General features: G+C 70.5%; 21 protein-coding genes. 6 read left to right on the top strand and 15 right to left on the bottom strand.

Annotation, left to right across the window (positions count from 1 at the left end):
- Nucleotides 1-12: 12 nt before the first annotated feature.
- Nucleotides 13-129, bottom strand: a complete 117-nt coding sequence (locus AB0I04_RS30830; protein WP_360892136.1) for a DUF397 domain-containing protein — start codon at nt 127-129, stop codon at nt 13-15.
- Nucleotides 126-941, bottom strand: a complete 816-nt coding sequence (locus tag AB0I04_RS30825; protein WP_360892133.1) for a helix-turn-helix transcriptional regulator — start codon at nt 939-941, stop codon at nt 126-128. The genes AB0I04_RS30830 and AB0I04_RS30825 overlap by 4 nt, the downstream gene beginning before the upstream one ends.
- 88 nt (nt 942-1,029) lie before the next feature.
- Here AB0I04_RS30825 and AB0I04_RS30820 point away from each other — a divergent pair, with 88 nt between their 5' ends.
- Together AB0I04_RS30820 and AB0I04_RS30815 are read left to right on the top strand one after the other, a co-directional pair.
- Nucleotides 1,030-1,443 carry an ATP-binding protein gene (locus AB0I04_RS30820; RefSeq protein WP_360892130.1) on the top strand — a complete coding sequence of 138 codons (414 nt, stop codon included), beginning with the start codon at nt 1,030-1,032 and terminating at the stop codon, nt 1,441-1,443.
- 135 nt (nt 1,444-1,578) lie between these two features.
- The gene (locus AB0I04_RS30815) at nt 1,579-2,451 is read left to right on the top strand and encodes an alpha/beta hydrolase (protein WP_360892127.1); all 873 of its coding nucleotides are present in this window, start codon (nt 1,579-1,581) and stop codon (nt 2,449-2,451) included.
- A gap of 4 nt (nt 2,452-2,455) precedes the next feature.
- On the opposite strand, the gene AB0I04_RS30810 is transcribed toward AB0I04_RS30815, so the two are convergent.
- The 10 genes from AB0I04_RS30810 to AB0I04_RS30765 all read right to left on the bottom strand — a co-directional run bounded on the left by AB0I04_RS30810 (nt 2,456) and on the right by AB0I04_RS30765 (nt 11,829).
- The gene (locus tag AB0I04_RS30810) at nt 2,456-3,910 is read right to left on the bottom strand and encodes an ATP-binding protein (RefSeq protein WP_360892125.1); all 1,455 of its coding nucleotides are present in this window, start codon (nt 3,908-3,910) and stop codon (nt 2,456-2,458) included.
- Between the two features lie 60 nt (nt 3,911-3,970).
- Nucleotides 3,971-4,525: a hypothetical protein gene (locus AB0I04_RS30805; RefSeq protein WP_360892123.1), complete on the bottom strand. Its 555-nt coding sequence runs from the start codon at nt 4,523-4,525 to the stop codon at nt 3,971-3,973.
- A gap of 65 nt (nt 4,526-4,590) precedes the next feature.
- Nucleotides 4,591-6,270 carry a class I adenylate-forming enzyme family protein gene (locus tag AB0I04_RS30800; protein WP_360892120.1) on the bottom strand — a complete coding sequence of 560 codons (1,680 nt, stop codon included), beginning with the start codon at nt 6,268-6,270 and terminating at the stop codon, nt 4,591-4,593.
- Nucleotides 6,267-6,860, bottom strand: coding sequence for a beta-ketoacyl synthase N-terminal-like domain-containing protein (locus AB0I04_RS30795; protein ID WP_360892117.1), 594 nt, complete (start codon nt 6,858-6,860; stop codon nt 6,267-6,269). Before AB0I04_RS30795 ends, AB0I04_RS30800 begins: the two co-directional genes overlap by 4 nt.
- Nucleotides 6,857-7,990 carry a beta-ketoacyl-[acyl-carrier-protein] synthase family protein gene (locus tag AB0I04_RS30790; protein WP_360892114.1) on the bottom strand — a complete coding sequence of 378 codons (1,134 nt, stop codon included), beginning with the start codon at nt 7,988-7,990 and terminating at the stop codon, nt 6,857-6,859. The genes AB0I04_RS30795 and AB0I04_RS30790 overlap by 4 nt, the downstream gene beginning before the upstream one ends.
- The gene (locus AB0I04_RS30785; RefSeq protein WP_360892111.1) at nt 7,980-8,243 is read right to left on the bottom strand and encodes a hypothetical protein; all 264 of its coding nucleotides are present in this window, start codon (nt 8,241-8,243) and stop codon (nt 7,980-7,982) included. Before AB0I04_RS30785 ends, AB0I04_RS30790 begins: the two co-directional genes overlap by 11 nt.
- Nucleotides 8,240-8,512, bottom strand: coding sequence for an acyl carrier protein (locus AB0I04_RS30780; RefSeq protein ID WP_360892108.1), 273 nt, complete (start codon nt 8,510-8,512; stop codon nt 8,240-8,242). The genes AB0I04_RS30785 and AB0I04_RS30780 overlap by 4 nt, the downstream gene beginning before the upstream one ends.
- Before the next feature lie 19 nt (nt 8,513-8,531).
- Nucleotides 8,532-9,917, bottom strand: a complete 1,386-nt coding sequence (locus tag AB0I04_RS30775) for a fatty acid--CoA ligase family protein (protein ID WP_360892105.1) — start codon at nt 9,915-9,917, stop codon at nt 8,532-8,534.
- Nucleotides 9,917-10,957, bottom strand: a complete 1,041-nt coding sequence (locus AB0I04_RS30770) for a 3-dehydroquinate synthase II (RefSeq protein ID WP_360892103.1) — start codon at nt 10,955-10,957, stop codon at nt 9,917-9,919. The genes AB0I04_RS30775 and AB0I04_RS30770 overlap by 1 nt, the downstream gene beginning before the upstream one ends.
- Nucleotides 10,954-11,829, bottom strand: a complete 876-nt coding sequence (locus AB0I04_RS30765) for a 2-amino-3,7-dideoxy-D-threo-hept-6-ulosonate synthase (protein ID WP_360892100.1) — start codon at nt 11,827-11,829, stop codon at nt 10,954-10,956. The genes AB0I04_RS30770 and AB0I04_RS30765 overlap by 4 nt, the downstream gene beginning before the upstream one ends.
- A gap of 205 nt (nt 11,830-12,034) precedes the next feature.
- Here AB0I04_RS30765 and AB0I04_RS30760 point away from each other — a divergent pair, with 205 nt between their 5' ends.
- Genes AB0I04_RS30760 through AB0I04_RS30750 form a run of 3 tightly spaced genes read left to right on the top strand, consistent with a single transcriptional unit; the run spans nt 12,035 to nt 15,133 of the window.
- On the top strand, nt 12,035-12,640 hold the full coding sequence (locus AB0I04_RS30760) for a flavodoxin family protein (RefSeq protein ID WP_360892097.1): 606 nt from the start codon (nt 12,035-12,037) through the stop codon (nt 12,638-12,640).
- The gene (locus AB0I04_RS30755) at nt 12,637-14,187 is read left to right on the top strand and encodes an MFS transporter (RefSeq protein WP_360892094.1); all 1,551 of its coding nucleotides are present in this window, start codon (nt 12,637-12,639) and stop codon (nt 14,185-14,187) included. The genes AB0I04_RS30760 and AB0I04_RS30755 overlap by 4 nt, the downstream gene beginning before the upstream one ends.
- Complete coding sequence (locus tag AB0I04_RS30750) at nt 14,141-15,133, top strand: LysR family transcriptional regulator (protein WP_360892091.1); 993 nt, start codon at nt 14,141-14,143, stop codon at nt 15,131-15,133. Before AB0I04_RS30755 ends, AB0I04_RS30750 begins: the two co-directional genes overlap by 47 nt.
- Here AB0I04_RS30750 and AB0I04_RS30745 read toward each other — a convergent pair.
- Nucleotides 15,036-16,049: a hypothetical protein gene (locus AB0I04_RS30745; protein ID WP_360892088.1), complete on the bottom strand. Its 1,014-nt coding sequence runs from the start codon at nt 16,047-16,049 to the stop codon at nt 15,036-15,038. The two genes, AB0I04_RS30750 and AB0I04_RS30745, sit on opposite strands and share 98 nt — an antisense overlap.
- Nucleotides 16,050-16,199: 150 nt before the next feature.
- Entirely contained in the window at nt 16,200-16,517 is a 318-nt protein-coding gene (locus AB0I04_RS30740) for a hypothetical protein (RefSeq protein WP_360892085.1), read from the bottom strand.
- 450 nt (nt 16,518-16,967) lie between these two features.
- Between AB0I04_RS30740 and AB0I04_RS30735 the strand changes: the two genes are divergently transcribed.
- Entirely contained in the window at nt 16,968-17,861 is an 894-nt protein-coding gene (locus AB0I04_RS30735; RefSeq protein WP_360892082.1) for an ABC transporter ATP-binding protein, read from the top strand.
- Between the two features lie 39 nt (nt 17,862-17,900).
- Here the strand turns inward: AB0I04_RS30735 and AB0I04_RS30730 are convergent.
- Nucleotides 17,901-18,179 (bottom strand): zinc ribbon domain-containing protein (locus AB0I04_RS30730; protein WP_360892079.1); only part of this gene is annotated, 279 nt, incomplete at its 5' end.

Genomic DNA, 18,179 nt, shown 5'->3' with positions numbered 1-18,179 from the left:
TCGGTCCTCGGCTCACTCGGGGTTCGCGGCAGACGACCCGCCCAGCCGCAAGACCTCGACACAGTCGGTGCCTTCCTGACCGCTGTAGCTGCTCTTACGCCATGTCGCCAAGGCTCGGATAGTGCTCACAGATCCTCCAAGACCGCCCGGATGAGCTTCGCCGAGTCTCCGACCGGCAGCGCTTGTGCTCCAGCTTGATCGAACAGTACTTCAAGGTCGCTGACCTGTCTGCCGGGCTCGATGATCTGGCCGTGGCCGCCGACTCCCTCGACATAGGCGATACTCGGCGCGTCGTGAAAGCTGAGCAGATTGAACGCTCCTGACAAATAGACCGGAGCTCCCGATGGGACGATCCGGATGACCACGTTTGGGCCCTGCATCATGGCCAGGAGATGTTCCAGTTGCCGCTGCATGATTCCACGGTTGCCGACGACGCGGCGGATGACAGACTCGTCCAGCAGGATCGTCAGCCATGGCGGATCCTCACTGCGCAGGATCTCCTGTCGGTTCAGGCGCGCCGCAACCAGTTCATCAAGGCGATCCGGACGCTGACCCACCCGTAGGACCTCGCGCGCGTACTCCTCGGTCTGAACAAGTCCCTGAACCAGAAAATGCTGGTACGACTTGATGCCACATGCGAGCGATTCCTGCTCAGCGTAGTCCCAGAACTGAGACGGGATTCCGGACTCGCGTTTGATGGCGGCGTACATGCCCTCGAAGAATTCGCGCATGTCGAAGGCCTTGTCCAGTCCCTCGGACAGCCGGAGGGTCGGCGGGCGGTAGCAGTTCTCGACGTGACCGATGAGCTTGTCGGAGACCATGACCGCAGGGTGGCCGCCGAGTTCGGCCTGGGTCAGTTTGCGCTCGCTGCGCAGCCGCTTGAGCTGGACCGCGTAGAACGCGCGGGCGGAGGACTTCGGGTCGATCGGCTCGTTGCTCATGGGGGCTCCAGACAGATGGAGTGCTCGATCTTCACTTGGAGCGTTCGAGATGTAGCCGAGAGTAATTGGCTGAGGCCACGCTGTGCGCATGAATCCGAGAATTCCCGACGGCCGGTTCCCGGCGAAACGCACAGACAGCCGGCTCTTCCCCGCGACGCCCGAGACGGCGGCGGACGCGAGGAGGTGGCTCACCGAAATGCTCGGCGAGACCCATCCAGCGTGCGACGACGCCGTCCTGCTGCTCTCGGAGGCATTCACGAACAGTGTCCGGCACAGTCGCGGGAACACCGTCACGGTCCTCGCATTCGTCGCGGAGAGCAGCGTGCGGGTCAAGGTCATCGACAAGGGCGGCGACACCCTTCCGCACTACGTCGAGGACCCGTACAGCGAAGGCGGACGCGGCCTCCCGATCATGCAGGCACTGGCGCAAGATTGGGGCTTCGAAGTCCTAGGAAACGGCCAGGTCGTCGTCTGGTTCGACATAGCAGCAGCCACTTCGTAGCCGCCGTTGACTCGTTGCCGTCGGAATGGACGGCACGGGGTCCGCTTCGCCCGGTATCCGCCGTCAACAACGGCGGCAGGGACCGATCCTGGCCAACCTCCGGATCGAGAACCCGGGCAATCGCAGAATGAGGCAATGCGGATCCGAGTCGATGACGTCGTCCTCTACTTCGACGTCGACGGGTGTGAGCTGGTCCCGGAAGGGCCCAGGATGGTCGAGCGTCCGACGATCGTCGCGCTGCACGGCGGGCCGGGCGCCGATCACTCGGTCTTCAAGCCGGTCTTCCGCGCGGCCACCGAGTTCGCCCAGGTGGTCTACCTCGACCAGCGGGGAAGCGGCCGATCCGACCGCGGCTACCCCGGATCCTGGACCTGGGAGCAGTGGGCGGATGATGTCATCCACTTCTGCGACGCACTCGGCATCGCCGACCCCATCCTGGTCGGCACTTCCAGTGGCGGCTGGGTTGCTCTGATCACGGCCCTGCGCCATCCGGACCGAATCGGCAAGCTGGTGCTCGACAGTGCCATGCCGGGGCCCGTCGAGGAACGACTGTCCATCTTCGAACGGCTCGGCGGCAGCGAGGCCGGCGAGGTGGCCCGCCGCTACTTCGCCGGAGAGAAGGCTGAGAACATCCGTGAGGCGTGGGAGCGCATCTGTCTTCCGCTGTACTCCCGCAAGCCCGGCAGCGACCCCGATGGCGCCGACCGGCTGCGCCGGATCACATGGAACTACGACGTCCTCGAACACTTCCGGCACGTCCTCGTCACGCAGTTCGACCCGTGGGACCGGCTCGACAAGGTGACCTGTCCGACGCTCGTCCTCTCCGGCGCGGACGACCCGGTGGCGACCGAATCGGCCGCCCGGCGCGTCGCCGCCGGACTCACCAACGCTTCAGTGCAACTGCACGTCCTGCCGGACACCGGGCATGGTGTCTTCCGGGAGGCTCCCGACCAGGCGTTCGCCCTGCTCCGCGGCTTCGTCACCGGCGACCTCGGGCCGTACACCTGACGGTTCACCCCGCATACAGCCGATCGAGGTCGACCAGGAGAACACGATCGCGCTGTGCCGCAGCCCGGAGTTCGTCGTCGAAGCCTGCGCCTGAATAGCACGCGAGCCAGGTCTCCGATGTGTCGTACCCCTTCACCGAGAGCAGGTCGCGGGCCCGCCGTAGCCGGTCGAGATGGCGCATGCCCATGACGACGCCCCACTTGGCCTCGCCGAGCGACAGGATCCGCCGTTCGTCCGACGAAGACAGGACCGCGACGTCGACCTCGATCTGGGTCCTGTTGGCGGAGTCCGCGACGGCGCCGGCCGCCACCTCGCCTGGCAGGTCACCGAAGACGTCACCGTCTGCCTGGACCGCCCACGCACGGCACAGGGATTCGAAGTGTGGCCCCACTACCTGCGCCAGGAAGGTCGGACGACTCCGTTTCCACACCTGCGCCGCCTGACGCTGCTCCAACTGCGTCCACGCCCGGCGCATCACAGCCTCATAGAAGGTGATCAGCGGCTCGGTGATGCGGAAGCGAGACCGGCGCGCATGAAAGGGATCGGACTCACGAGTAATCAGGCCGGCGTCTTCCAGCACATTGAGGGGGTGCATCAGCTCCGACGACTTACGGCCGATGTAGTTCGCTATCCCTCCGCGCGTGGCGTTTCCGGCGGCGATCGCGCCCAGCACCGAGTTGTACAGCGCCGGATCCCGGATATCGGTCTCCTCGGCCAGGAGGTAGCGAGCCTCCCGGAAGAGCGGCACAGAGGAACTGAGGACCGTCCGCATGACCCAGTCATCGAAGTCGGCCAGGGACTCCGGAGTGTCCCCACCGACGAACTCCTGCCGATAGGCGGGCGTCCCGCCGACGATCGAGTGCACCAGCGCCGCGAGCTTGGGATCGTCGATCTGCCAGAACTCCGCTGCGGTCCGATAGTCGAACGGTTTGACGAGCAGTTCCATGCTCGCTCGTCCCCGCGGCGGCGCGTTCGCGGCGAGCAGCCGCCCCATGACGGACATCGCCGAGCCGCACAGGAGGAAGCGCGGGCTGGTCTCGCCGGGCCGCGACGCGAGCTCGTCGAGCCTTCTTTGGAAAATCGACGGGATGGCCCCGTCCGCCTTGATGAGGTAGGGGAACTCATCAATGATCGCCAGCCCGTCTCCGACGATGTCGCCAAGCACCCGAAGTGCGTCACCCCAGTCGGTCAGCGCGTACGGGGCCCGGCTGCCCGCGTGCTCGGCGAGGGCCGCTCCGAACTCGCGCAGCGAGTCCGTGGCTGTCGCCTCCACAGCGGTGAAGTAGAAACCCCCGGTGGCCTCGGCCAACGCTCGAAGCACAAAGGTCTTGCCCTGTCTGCGCCGACCGCTGACCAGGCCCAACCGGGCATGTGGACTCACCGACGTCGCGAACCGCGCCAACGCGGACCACTCGAACGAGCGGTCGAACACCCGCTCAGGCTTTTCCAGGGCCACCATGGCAGCAGTCTAACGCAACTGTACTTCTCACTAGTACAGCAATCATAAGTATAGTTACTATTATAGAGTCGGGTCGGCGATGCCCATCAGGAGGCGGCAGGACGGGTCGCCGGTGCGGAGGCAGGCGGTGGCGCAGTTGCGGGTGAGCTCGACGCCGAGCCCTTCCGACCAGCCGGCGTGGATGTCCGTGCACGGGCACTCGTAGCCGTCCAGCGATCCTGCCATCCGGACCATGGTGACGGCGAAGTTCTGCCGCATGGTCAGCTCGATCAGGTCGTCGGCGACGACGGCGGTGCCGCCATCGCGCAGCTCGCTCGGGAACATCCACTCCGAGCACGCGTCGTACCGGCGGCGCAGTTCCTCCAGGTCGGCGGCCGGGCCGCCGCCGAACTGGCGGCGGACCCGTTTGCCGACGTTGACGGCGACGTAGCGGAGGGCCTCGGCGTTGATCTCGTTGGCGGCGGCGTGCCCGAACCGCTTCGCCACCCCCTGGTACCAGCGCGCGTCGTGCAGCCACCACTGCCGGTACACGTCCATCGTGCGCGGGCGCGGTACAGCCAGGTCCGCGCCGTCCGCCGGGCTCGGGCTGCCCGGCGGTTCGGTGCCCTTCGCCACCGAGGCCACATCATCAGCCGGACGAGGGCCCGGCACCCCAGCCGCCGGACCCGTTTCGTTCACGGTCATTCGGGTGCTCCGCCGAACTCGCCGGCGGCCACGCGGGCGCGGAAGCGTTCGCGCATCTCACGCTTGAGGACCTTGCCGGTGGCGCCCTTGACCACGTCGCTCGCGTCCATGCGCAGGGCTCCCGTGAGCGACGGCAGGCCGCCCTCCTGCAGCACCCGGTTGATCCGGGCCGTCCACTCCGCGTCGAGCGACTCCGACCCGGCTCTGACCTGGAGGAGGACGTAGGCGTCGGCCAGGCCGTCGCCGTCCCAGTCGGCGCGTACGCCCTCCGGCGCGACGGCGACGACGGTGCAGTCGTCGAGGTCGGGCAGTTCGCGCAGGAGGAGTTCCTCGGTGCGGGTGCTGAAGACGACCCCGGCGGCGGTGCGGATGGCGTCCGGCGCGCGGTCGAGGTGGTAGAAGTTGCCGTCCTCGTCGCGGTAGCCGAGGTCGCCGGTGAGCCAGTAGCCGCCGAGCCGCAGCCGGTGGAAGGTCAGCGAGTCGTTCCAGTAGCCGGGGGTGAGCGTGGGCGAGCGGACGCCGATGCGGCCGATCTCGCCGGGTGGCAGCGGCCGGCCGTCTTCGGACAGTACCGCCGCCTCGGCGAAGCTCATCGGCTTGCCGACACAGCGCTCGAACGACGCGCGGCCCGGCCGGTGCCCGTTGTGGAAGAGCGAGTAGCCGGTCTCCGACGAACCCAGCCCGTCGGTGAAGACGGAACCCGGTACGCGGTGGCGTTTGAGGTCCTTGCCGACGGTCAGGTGGCTGCCCTGCGCGATCAGCGCCTTGATGTGCGCCTCGTGCGCCGCGTCGCCGGTGTTGTACCAGGCCTCGACGCTGGCCAGGTCGCGGGCGGACAGGTCGTGCGCGGCCATCTCCCCGTACGTGCCGGCGAACGCGAACACCGTCGTGGGACGGAACTCCTCCATGCCGTCCAGGACGTCGGCGCCGCGCTGGCTGGACAGCAGCAGGACCGGCGAGCGCAGGAGGAAGCCGAACAGCATGACCGAGATCGAGGCGTTGTGGGAGCCGGGCAGCGCGACCAGGAGCCGGCCCATCGCGGAGCCGACCGACAGCTTCAGCCGGTGCAGCTGCGCGTACAGCAGGGTCTCGTGGGTGTGCGGGACGGCCTTGGGCATCCCGGTCGTGCCGGAGGAGTGCGAGATGATGATCGGGTCGGTGGCGTGGTGGGCGTACGGGTAGGTCGCGGGCAGCGGTTCGCGGTTCTCCGAGCGGATGTCGGCGGCGGTGACGCAGAAACCAAGGTCCAGATCGGTGGCCAGCACGGCGTGGTGGGCCTGGTCGGTGATCGCGCCGACCGCGCCCTGGCGGCGCACGTACTCGCGGGCGATCTCCGGGCGGAGGTTGCCGTTGACGAAGGACGGGATGGCGCCCAGTGAGGTCAGCGCGAGGAAGTTGATCGCGAACTCGGTGCTGGAGTACGTCTGGATCGCCACCGGGTCACGGGGCCGGACGCCGCGCGCGTGGTACCAGCCCGCGTAGGTCTCGACGACCTCGTGCAGTTCGCCGAGGGTCAGGACCGTGGGATGGCCGCCGTCGGGGGCCTGCCAGGTCCCGTCCGTCCACAGCACGGGTTCGTCGAGCGGCCGGCCGTACGCCTTGATGCGGTGAATGACGTTGCCGGCGCCGAGGGAGGCGTCGGCGAAGATCTGCGCGCGTTCTTCCTTCGTGATCATTGCGTGGTCCCTTGGATCCGGGCGGCCAGCTCGACCAGGCCGCGCAGGTTGCCGTGCTCGGCCGACGGGGTGTCGGCGGGCGGGTCGGGGAACGGGTCGCCGCGGTCGATGAGGATCGCGACGGCCAGGTCGGTGGCGGGCGGGACCGCGCCGAGTTCGCGGTAGGCCGCGGCGGTGCGGTCGGTGCCGGTCAGCTCGACGCCGACGATGACGACCCGGTCGAGCTCCTCGTCCTCCAGCAGGAGCTCGGCGGTGGCCAGGAGTTCTGCCGCGACGTCGTCCATGGTGGACAGGCAGAGCAGCGGCCCGGTGACGGCGAACTCCAGGCTGAGCCGGCCGAGGATGGCGTTCGCGGTGCTCTGCATGAACAGCAGCGGGTTGTGCGTCTGCCCGGCGGACAGCAGGCGGCTGCCGAGGTCGAGGGTGGCTGCGTCGCCCATCATGCTGCCCAGGACGATCGCGGTCCGGGCGCCGTCACCCGGGCGCTCGGTCAGGCAGCGGTGCACGGCGTCGTACACCATCGGGTTGAAGGTCGACTCGACGAAGCCGGAGACGATGGGCGCGGAGGCGTCGGCGATCGCGGCGATCATGCTCGCTCCAGGACCAGCGCGGTGTTGGCGCCGCCGAACGCGGCGTTGATGGTCATCGCGCGGCGGATCTCGGCCCGGCGGGGCCGGTTCGGCACCCAGTCGAGGTCGCACCCCGGGTCCGGCTCGGTGAAGCCCGCGGTGGGCGGCAGCGCTCCGTCCCGGATCGCGAGCAGGGTGATGACGAGCTCGACCACCCCGGACGCCTCCAGCAGGTGGCCGGTCGTGCTCTTCGTCGAGCTGACCGGTACCGAGTCCGCGTCCGGGCCGAGGACCGTGCGCAGCCCGCGGGTCTCGGCGGGGTCGTTGTGCCGGGTGGCGGTGCCGTGGGCGTTGACGTAGTCGATCTGCGGGTCGCCCGCGCGGCTCAAGGCCCGGCGGGCCGCGGTGGCCAGGCCGACGCCTTTGGGGTGGGGGCGTGCGACGTGGTGGGCGTCGGCGGCGGCGCCCCAGCCGGTCAGCGCGGCGAGCGGCCGTGCGCCCCGGCTCCGCGCGCTCTCGGCCGACTCGAGGACGACGGCGGCGGCGCCGTCGCCGAGCAGCAGCCCGCTGCGGTCGGCGCAGAACGGCCGCACCATCCCGTCGTGGGACAGCGCGAGCCCGGAGCCGAACTTGGCGAGGTTCTCCTCCTCGACCAGGTAGCCGCCCGCGCAGACCGCGATCTCGGCCCGGCCGGAGGCGATGAGCGAGCAGGCGTGGACGACCGCCGTCGCGGAGGCGACGCAAGCGTTGGTGAACGCCAGGCGAGGGCCGCGCACGCCGAGCTCGTTCGCGAGGGCCCCGGCCTGCCAGGCGGGAACGGTCTCCGCGGTGTCGCCCGGCGACTCCGCCGCGCGCCAGAAGCCGGTAAGGCCGGTGAAGTCGCCGGCGGTCCCCACGAGAACGGCGGCCCGCGCGCCCTTCGGCAGTGCGGCCATGCCGGCCGCCGCCAAGGCGACCTCGGCCAGCACCTCGCGCAGCGGGGCGAGCGGCCCGTAGGCGGCGGCGACGGCGGTGCGGTACGGCGTGGTGTCGAAGCGGGTGATCGGCCTGAACGCGGGCCTGCCGTCGAACACGCCCTCCCGTACGGCGTCCGCCCCGGCGCCGAACGCCGTACGGACCCCGAACCCGGTGACGACGACCTCACGACTCATGGACGGCCGCCAGGTACTCGGTGATCCGGCGGATCGAGGTGAAGCCGGTGAGGTGCTCCTCGTCGGGTTCGATCTCCAGGCCGTAGCGCAGGTCGAGCTGGTGCAGGAACCACACCACGCCGAGCGAGTCCAGCGCGATCTCGGCGTCGTCGTCGAGCCCGGCGGGCACGCCGGGGAAGATCTTGGGATCGGACAGCAGCTCCCGTACGACGTCGGTCGTGATCCGTTCCCGGGAACCGGACTCCGCGGTCATGCCGTGGCGCCCCGCTCGACGACGTCGGCGACCAGCTCACTCAGCGTCATGGCACCGACCGGCTCGATGTCGGTGTCGGGGAACTCCACGCCGAACCGGCGTTCGAGCCGCATCGTCAGCTCGATCAGGCTGAGCGAGTCCAGGTCGATGCCGCCGGTCCCCATCGGGCTGGCGTCGGTGACCTCCTCGAGGTCCAGCGGATGGTTCATGTCCTCGACGATCGTGTGGAGCACGAACGCCCGGATCTCCTCCTGCAAGGTGGTCTGCATGGCAGGGCCCTTCTGTCGGTTATCGGCGGTCGGAAGACTGGGCGAGCAGCGCGTCGCGACGCCGGACGAGCTTGCCGTTGGAGGTGCGCGGCAGGTCGGCGAGCACCTGGATGACGCGGGGCACCTTGTAGTCGGCCAGCCGGTCCCGGCACCAGCGCAGCAGTTCGCCGGGCGACAGGGCGCCGTCCGGACCCGTGGCGACGTACGCCTCGACGGCGCCCGCGTGCACGACCACGGCCCCGGTGACTCCGGGATGCGCGCGCAGCACGGCCTCCACCTCGGCCAGGTCGAGCTTGAGGCCGCCGACGACGACCAGGGAGTCGCCGCGGCCGAGCAACCGCACGTTGCCGTCGGGGTCGAGCGCCGCCCGGTCGTGGGTGCGCAGCCAGCCGTCGACGTACCGGCCGCCGTCGGGGTCGACCAGGTACGGCGATCCCTCCGGGAGCCGTACCTCGACTTCGCCGGAGTGGATCCGCAATCGGATGCCGGGGGCGGCCGGGCCGACCGAGGGCCGCGTCGCCCCGCTCACGTCCATCGCGATGACGCCCGTCTCGGTCGTTCCGTACGACTCGCCGACCGCGAGGCCGAACCGGTCGGCGAACCGCGCGGCCGTCTCCGGCGGCATGATCTCCCCGCCGGAGACCGCCACCCGCAGGGCGGGCAGGTCGGGCAGCGTACGGGCGGTGCTGAGCAGCTCGTAGTGGAACGGCGTGCCGAACACCGCCTGCACGTCGTGCCGCTCGGCGGCGGCCAGGATGTCCTTCGCGGACACGCGGCGGGCGAACACCACCGCGCCCCCCGCGACCAGCGAGTGCAGCAGACCCGCGATCAGGCCGAAGCTGTGCGCGGTCGAGCTGAGCAGCAGCACCCGCTCGCCGGCCGTCGGCATGCCCGCGATCCGGGTGAACCGGTCGATCTCCTCCGACAGCGAGGCCGGCGTCCGCCCGATCACCTTGGGCACCCCGGTCGACCCGGAGCTGAACTGCACGAGCCGGTGCGCGGTGGCGGCCGGGGCGCCGTCCGGGCAGCACACGGTGACCAGCTCGTACCGCGGCTCGAACCCGAGCGGCGACCGGCCCGCACCGGCGCGGACCAGGTACTGCGGCCGGCACAGCGCGCGCAGCGTGTCCACCTCGGACGGTTTGAGCCGGTGGTCGACCAGCATCACCTGGGCGCCGAGGCTCCAGAGCGCCAGCAGCGCCTCGATCTGGGTGCAGCTGGGCGGCACCTGGAGCATGACCGTGTGCCCTTCGCCGACGCCGTGGCCGGCGAACACCCCCGCCTCCCACTCCACGGCGGCACGGGTCTCCGCACGGGTCACCGTGTGCTCGCCGTGCACGAGGAAGGGCCGCTCGCCCGGGTGGGCGTCGAAGAGTCCCCCGACGAGTTCCCGCATGTCGCCCATCAGGTCTCCCGGCAGAACTCGCCGATGGGGATGCCGACGTGCCGCTGGTCCGTGGCCAGGTAGCCGAGCAGCTCGTCGCCGGCCGCCAGCTCGGTGACGTTGCGGACCTTCCCTCCGGGGCCCAGCACCCGTACGTGCCAGTCGTCCTGCACGGTCAGGCTCACCACGACGCCGTCAGCGGACCGTGCGGTGATGGTCAGCAGCGGCCGGGACTCCAGCTTGGCCCGGCCGACGACGACGCGGCGGGTCCGGCCGTCGGCGCCCACGGCCAGCGTCGTGCTGCCCGAGCGCAGCTCGCTGAGGTAGTTGGTCCGGTTGTCCGGGCCGAGCACGTACGAGTGGAGGGCACCGGCGTTCACGCGGAACGGGCGCGTCGGCATGTACGGCAGCGGGTGGGTCTCGCTGCAGCACAGGATGAAGCCGGTGGAGTACGAGCCGACGAGGATGCCCTCGTCCTCGGCGAAGTGCGAGCAGGTGTCCACGCACACGCGGTCGCCCAGCCCGTGATGCTCGATCCCGTCGACGGTGAGGGTGGTCAGCTCCAGCTTCGGGGAGTCGGCCTCCAGCAGCCGGGCCAGTGCGAAGACCTCGTCGGCGCTCGAGGGCGCGAGCAGGACCCCCTCCGACCCGCGTTCCAGCACGTCCAGGACGATCGCCGCCTCCTCCAGGTCCGCGCAGACGGTGACCAGCTTCCCGGCGGAGCGGTCGGCGGCGGCGAGCACGATCTCCAGGGGGATCTTGGTGGGGTCCGCGAAGTGGACGACGGTGTAGGGCAGCGCGACGGCGGCGGCGCAGGCGAGGAGCAGCGTCGGCTCGTCCACCACGTCGACCCAGGCGACGGTGTCGTCGCCGAGGTCGGCGAACTGGGCCTCCTCGGTCACGGTCGTCGTCCTGACCCCGGTGACGGTCGGGGGCAGCGACGTCAGGACGGCCTCGTCATCGCTGAGCACGCCCTCGATCCGGGCGTGGATGGCGGCGTCGAGGACGGATTCGATCCGTGGCTGCGGGACGTTCCGCAGGTCGATCCATGCGAACTTCATACGGCACCTGTCGCGATCGTCGGGTCGGAGCCCTCCTTCGTCGGAGAGGCGACCCGTGCGGACTGTGTTTTCGGTTCCCTCGCTCCGCTCGGGGACTGGACAGCCGCCCTCCCCTGACCCGCATGGACCACGGCGGCGAGCCGCGACACCAGCGAGGCGGGCGAGGAAGACGAGAAGATCCGGCGGCCGACCGCGAGGCCTCGGCAGCCGGCGAGCATGAGCGCGGTCCCGTAGTCGATCAGATCCGAACCGTCGGGCGGTCCGCCCGCGGCGAGGATCGGGATGGGGCAGCTGTCCACCACCTCGGCCATCCGCTCGAGCGGCAGCGCGACCGCGGTCTTGACCACGTCGGCGCCGAGGTCCGCCGCGACGTTCACCGCGTGCGCGAGCAGCGCCGGATCGTGCGGGTCCGCGATGCGCGGTCCCCGCGGATAGACCATCGCGAGCAGGGGCATGTTCCAGGCGTCGCAGGAGGCGGCGACCGTCCCCAGGTCGGTCAGCTGCCGGTGCTCGGTGTCCGAGCCGAGGTTCACGTGCACGCTGACGGCGTCCGCGCCGAGCCGGACGGCCTCCTCGACCTCGCCGACGAGCACTTTCGCGTCGACGTCGGCGGCGTACGCGGTCCCGGCGCTCAGGTGGACGACGAGCCCGCAGCCGCGCAGCACGCCCGGCGGGATCGTGCGCGCCCGGCCCTTGTGCACCACGATCGCGTCGGCGCCACCGTCCACCAGGCTGCGGACGAGGCCGTTCCAACGTGCCTGCGGCACGACCGGACCGTCGGAGACGCTGTGGTCGAGCGGGACGAACAGGTATTTTCCATCGCCCGGCGCCGAGAGTCTCCGCATCCGCATTGACTTCCCGATATCTGCCATTGGCCTGACACACCTCTTCACACGGGCAGGACACCGTCATGATCACACCCGGGCACAGAATGACACGACCACGGCGAAGGGCAGCAGATATCACCTCGCGATAACTCGCGGGTTATGGCTTTCTGAGAAAACTCTGAGAATCGCCTGAGATGCTCCAGGGCGGCCATTCCCGCATCACGGGAACCGGGTACTCGAGGAGGCCGGCTTGACCGCATCCACCGACCCCGTACGCGTCGCCATCGCCTGCCACGGCGGGCGCGGCCACACCGGACGGCTGGCGGAGGCCGTCGCCGCCGGCGCGAACAGCGTCCCGCTGACCGAGGTCGGCCACGTGCACGTCGACCGGATCGGCGCCGCCGACTGGCACCGGCTGGACGACGCCGACGCGATCGTCTTCGGCGCCCCGACTTACATGGGCACCGCCTCGGCGGCGTTCCACACGTTCGCCGAGGCGAGCGCCAAGCGCTGGTTCACCCGCCGATGGCAGGACAAGGTGGCCGCCGGTTTCACGAACTCCGGCTCCATGGCGGGCGACAAGTCCAGCACCCTTGAATATTTCACCACGCTCGCGGCCCAGCACGGCATGATTTGGGTCAATCTCGGCCTGCCTCCGGGTTGGAATTCCTCGTCAGGCAGCGAGTTCGACCTGAATCGACTCGGCTTTTATCACGGAGCCGCCGCCCAGTCCAATGTCGACGACCGGACGGGCACGGTCCACAAGTCCGACCTCGCCACCGCCGAGCACCTGGGCCGCCGGGTCGCGGAGTTCGCCAGGATCGTCGTCGCGGGCCGCCGGGCGCTGGAGCCGTGAGCGAGAGGCAGTGGTGGACCGTCGCCGTGGCCGTCCTCGCGCAGACGCTCGTCCTGCTGGACAACACGGTCCTCAACATCGCGATGGAGACGCTCGCGGATCCGGTCCGCGGGCTGGGGGCCGACGCCTCGGACCTGGCGTGGGCGGTCGCGTCGTTCTCCTTCGTCTTCGCCGCCGGGAGCTTCGCGGGCGGCGCGCTGGCCGACCGCTACGGGCCGCGCCGCGTTCTGGTCGCCGGGCTGGCGACCCTGGCCGCCGCGTCGGTGCCGGCGGCGTTCTCCACCGACGCCGCGGAACTGATCGCCGCCCGCGCCGTCATGGGGGCGGGCGGCGCCCTGATCACCCCGGCGACGCTGGCGATCGTCACGCGCGGCACCGCGCCCGCCGTACGGACCCGCGCGATCGCGGTCTGGGCGTCCTCGGGCGGCGTGGCCGTCGCGCTCGGGCCGGTGGTCGGCGGCGTGCTGATCAGCCGGTTCTGGTGGGGAGCGATCTTCCTGGTCAACGTGCCGGTCGTGGCCGTGTGCCTCCTCGGCGCCGTCCTGTTCGTGCCCGCACTGCGGTACCCCGAGCGCAGGCCGCTCGACCTGCCGGGCCTGGCGCTGTCCATGCTCGGCCTGAGCCTGCTCGTGTACGGCGTGATCCAGGGCGGCCGCCGGCCCGGCTGGACGAGCCCGGCGACCCTGACGCCGCTGCTGGCCGGGCTCGCCGTACTGACCGTCTTCGTCCTCGTCCAGCGGGCGCGTGCCGGGTCGTCCCTCGACGTGCGCCTGTTCACCGAGCCGCGGTTCGCGGGCGGCAGCGTGACGCTGCTGCTCCTGTTCTTCGGACTGGCGGGCCAGCTCTTCTACTGCGCGTTCTACCTGCAGGGGGTGCACGGCCTGTCCGCCCCGGCCGCGGGCGCCGTCATGATGGCCGCCGCGGGCGGCATCGTCCTCGGCAACCAGGTCTCCCCTGCCGTCACACGGCTGCTGACCGTCCGCTGGGCCGCGGTGACCGGGATCCTCCTCGCCAGCGCGACGTTCGGCTCGTACGTGGCGTTCGACGCGGGCACCCCGGTGGCCTGGTTCGTGGTGATGCTGGTGGTCCAGGGAGCCGCCGTCGGGCTCGTCGTCGCACCGATGACCACGGAGATGATGACCGTCCTGCCGCCCGCCCAGACCGGTGCCGGCGCGGCGGTCAGCGCGGCGACGAGGCCGGTGGGCAGCACACTCGGGGTCGCCGTGCTCGGCTCGGTGCTCGCCGCCGGCTACCGCCGGGCGATCGGGCCCACGGTCGACGGACTTCCCCGCCGGCTCCGGGAGCGGGCCCTGGACTCGGCCGAGGAGACCCGCGCCCTGGCGAGGTCGCTGCACCGGCCCGACCTCCTCACCGCCGCGGACCACGCCTACCTGCACGCCATGCGCGTCACGGCCGTGTGGACGGCACTGCTGTCCCTGGCCGGCGCCGTACTCGTCATCGGGTTCTTCCGGCCACGGAGATCAGAACTGGGGGCAGGACGTGGACATCGCGCTACGCCACTTGCAGGTCGTGCTGACCGTCGCTGAGGCGGGCAGTATCAGCCGCGCGGCCGCCAGCATGAAGATCGCGCAGTCCGGCCTGACGACGCAGCTCAGGCGGATCGAGCAGGGTTTCGGCGGGCCGCTGTTCCGCCGCCGGGCGGACGGCGTCGTCCCGACCGAGCTGGGCATGCACGTGCTGGGCCGGGCGAGGGAGCTCCTCGACGATTTCGGCGACCTCGTCGCCACGGCGAGGACCCTGGCCCGGCCGGCCGAACTGCCGGAGGCGATCGCGCTCGGCGGAGTGGACGGGCCGTGGGTGCTCCGGATCGCCAGGCTGATCCAGGACCGGTTTCCCCGCCATGAGCAGCTGACCTACCTGGAGTCGTGCTCCGAGACGGTGCTGGATCTGCTGCGCACGGAGAAGATCGCGCTCGCGGTCGTCGGCGAGTTCCCGGACGTGGTGGCGCCCTCGCTGCGCGAGTTCAGCGTCCGGGATCTCGGCACCGAACCCCTGCTGGTCGGGCTGGCGCCGACGCATCGGCTGGCCCATCGGCGGGCGATCACGCTCGAGGATCTGGCCGGAGAGACCTGGGTCGCCCCCGGCGACCGCTCCGACGGCCTCGGGCTGAGCCTGCGGATCGCCTGCGAGCGGGCGGGCTACACGCCGCGGTTCCGGTACTTCGGCGCCGACCAGGCGACGGCGGCGGCGATCGTGAGCGGTGGCGGCGCCGTCGGCGTGTTCCCCGCGACCGGCGGCCCCTGGCCGGGTCTGGTGACCAAGCCGCTGGGCGACGGCCGGCTGTGCGCCGGACACGGCTGGCCTGGACCGCCGGATCGCCGCTGGCCTGGCTGGCCGCGACGATCGACGTGGGCGCGCTCCACGGCCGAGGGCATCAGCCCGCGTAGGCGGCGGCGAGGGTGTGGAAGGACTCCTTCGGCTCCCAGGCCATGTCCGGGTAGGCGGTCCCGTGGCCGTTCTCCAGCATCTTGACGACGCCGTACGACGCCATATCGAGGTCGTGGATCGCGTCGTCCGGGCGGTGCGGCAGCTGGTACCCGGCGAAGGTGAACCAGAAGGCGCTGTCCACGCCCTCCCGCTCGAAGATCTCCAGCAGTTCGCGCATGTAGGTCGCCTGCTCGGCCTCGTCCCGAACGTAGACGCCCTTCAGGCGGGGCGGGTCCGACTCGCGGTCGGCGATCGTCCAGCCGATCCCGCCGCGCGCGGCGGCGCCCCGGTAGGTGCAGCAGCCGAACTCCGAAGCCGCGACCGGCTTGCCGTGCCGGAAGTGCGACCGGAGCTCCTCGACGTACCGTTCGGCGTTCTCCTCGGCGCGGTAGGCGTCGACGGAGACGATGTCGAACGGCGTCCAGTCGAGGTCCTCCCAGGGGCCGGCGGCGTACGTGATCCGGCCGCCGAACCGCTCGCGGGCGGCCTTCACCGTCTCGGCGAAGAACGCGTTGACCTTGCCGGGGAGCTCACCGAAGGTCGCGTACACGGCCGGGTCGCCGGAGGTCAGGGCCGCGATCCGGGCGAAGACGTCATCGCCGGGGATGAACCCGTCGGCGAAGAGGGTGACCTCGCAGCCGGTGACCAGGACGGTCTCGGTACCGCCGCGCCGGATCGCCTCGGCGCGCTCGGCGCAGTCGGCGAACAGGTCCAGCATCCGCTCCGGGGTGAGCTCACAGGGGAACGGCGCGAACCAGACCTCCAGGCCGGCCGCTGCCGCGTGCTCGGCGGCGACGGTCAGCCGCTCGGGGTCGCCACCGGAGATCCGTACGGCGGTGCAGTGCAGGTCGTCGGCGATGATCCGCATCTCCCGTCGTACGACGTCGGGTTCGAAGACCTCTCGTGAGTTCTTACCGCCGGGGAAGAAGCCGGTGTCGTAGTTGATGCCCTTGGCGCGCATGGTCGTGTGCTCGTTCCTTCGCTCGGCTTGCTTCAGTGATGCGAGCTTCGCCGGAACGGGGGGTCACCCGGCAGATCCATCGATCCACAGTGGATCGGTACGAATGTCACTGCCGATCCCGGTCCGCCGGTCTGTGCCCGCCGTCGTCGATCAGTCGCCGTCCCTGCTGCCGCCGTGCCGGCTGTCCGCGCACCTGCTCGGATCGTCGCGCAGGCACACCTTGCTGCCGCTCACCCGCAGGCCGGTGTCGTCGAACGCTGTGACCCACCGGACCGCGATGGCCTGCTGCGCCCTCGCGAGCGGGACGAGGCCGGAGCAGACCGCGTCGTTGAGCTTGTGCTCGACCGAGTCCTTGGGGTTCGGGATGTGCCCCGGCTCGACCCACAGGTTGCGCGGGTCGTCCGGCGCGCCGCCCAGTTCGAGCGGCACCAGGTGGTCGTACTCGCCCTGCGTGCGGCCGAGGCTCACCAGCCGGATTAGCGATCCATGGCGATCTCGTGACAGAATGTCACATGCACGCCCGGTACCCAGGCGACGTCGGGCACCCTCCTCGGTGGGGTCACCAGACCTCATCGATTAGCGTCCGGAGGGACGTGCCACGAGGGCTGTCGGCTTCCGCCGTTCAGTACCAGGGCACGAAGGCGATTGGCTCACATCCCTGAGCGACATCGGGGATCACTAGGCTAGTCAGAGACGCTGTAGGAGCGCGCGGACTTGGCCTTCATCACCGGGCCACCGAGCGGCCAGCGGGCCGGGCGCCCTCGCCCGAAGGAGGCGGCGGCGCCCTACCGCACGGACGTAGCGCCTGACGGCATGTACGGCGCCGTCCGAAAGATGCGCCGAATCATCCCAAAGACGGGCAAGGCATAGTGCCGAAGAGTGACGACGTGGTCGCCGCCGCTCCACTAGGTTCGGATCATGTCCATCATCGCCACCCGGGGGCTCACGATGCGCTTCCCCGGCGTGCTCGCGTTGGATCAGCTGACCGTCGACATCGAGCCCGGAGTCGTCGGACTCGTCGGCGCCAACGGTGCGGGCAAGTCCACGCTCATCAAGATCCTCCTGGGCCTGCTCGAACCCACGAGCGGCCAGGCCCAGGTCCTCGGCTTCGACATCGCCCGCGAGTCCATGAAGATCCGCGAGCTGGTCGGCTACATGCCCGAGCACGACTGCCTTCCGCCGGACATGTCCGCCACCGAGTTCATCGTGCACGTCGCCCGGGTGTCCGGCCTGCCGGCCACCGCGGCGCGGGAGCGCGCCGCCGACACCCTGCGCCACGTCGGGCTGTACGAGGAGCGGTACCGCCCGATCGGCGGCTACTCCACGGGCATGCGCCAGCGCGTCAAGCTGGCCCAGGCGCTCGTCCACGACCCGAAGCTGGTCTTCCTCGATGAGCCCACCAACGGCCTCGACCCGGCCGGACGCGACGAGATGCTCGCCCTCGTCCGGCGGATCGGCAGTCAGTTCGGCATCAGCGTCCTCGTCACCTCGCACCTCCTCGGTGAGCTGGAGCGGGTCGCCGACCACCTGGTGATCATCGATGGTGGGCGCCTGCTGCGCTCGCAGGCGGTCGCCGCCTTCACGCAGGCGAGCGGCGTGCTCGCGGTCGAGGTCGAAGAGGAGATGGACCGCCTCGGCGAACACCTCGCGGCGACCGGGCTGCGCGTCCACCCGGACGGCCGCCTGCTGCTCATCGACATCGCCGGCGAGACCACGTACGACGTCGTCCGCGACTCGGTCGCCGACCTCGGCCTGGCCCTCGTCCGCATGGAGAACCGCCGACACCGCATCGAAGAGGTGTTCTCGACTTGACTTCCTCCCCCGACCGAAGCCGAGGGATTCCCACCGGCCTTAGGACCGGTCGCCGCTTGTGCGGCGCGCCTCGCGGCGCGGGTTTTCCTGCTTCGGTGCCGACTGCACCCGGGAGAACCCCGAGTGTCTGACATCAGCTCCACAGGCAGACACGGCAAGACCTGCCGCCAGGATGTTCTTGGCCGCGTTCAGGTCCCGGTCATGCCGGGTGCGGCAGCCCGGACACGTCCAGTGCCGGGTACTCAGCGACAGCTTGGCAAGAAGGTGCCCACACGCGCTGCACGTCTTGGAGCTGGGGTACCAGCGGTCGATCACCAC

Source organism: Actinoallomurus sp. NPDC050550 (assembly GCF_040655075.1).
GTDB lineage: Bacteria > Actinomycetota > Actinomycetes > Streptosporangiales > Streptosporangiaceae > Actinoallomurus.
The sequence above is the reverse complement of the archived record's forward strand: the minus strand, read 5'-3'. Positions and strand labels throughout refer to the sequence as shown.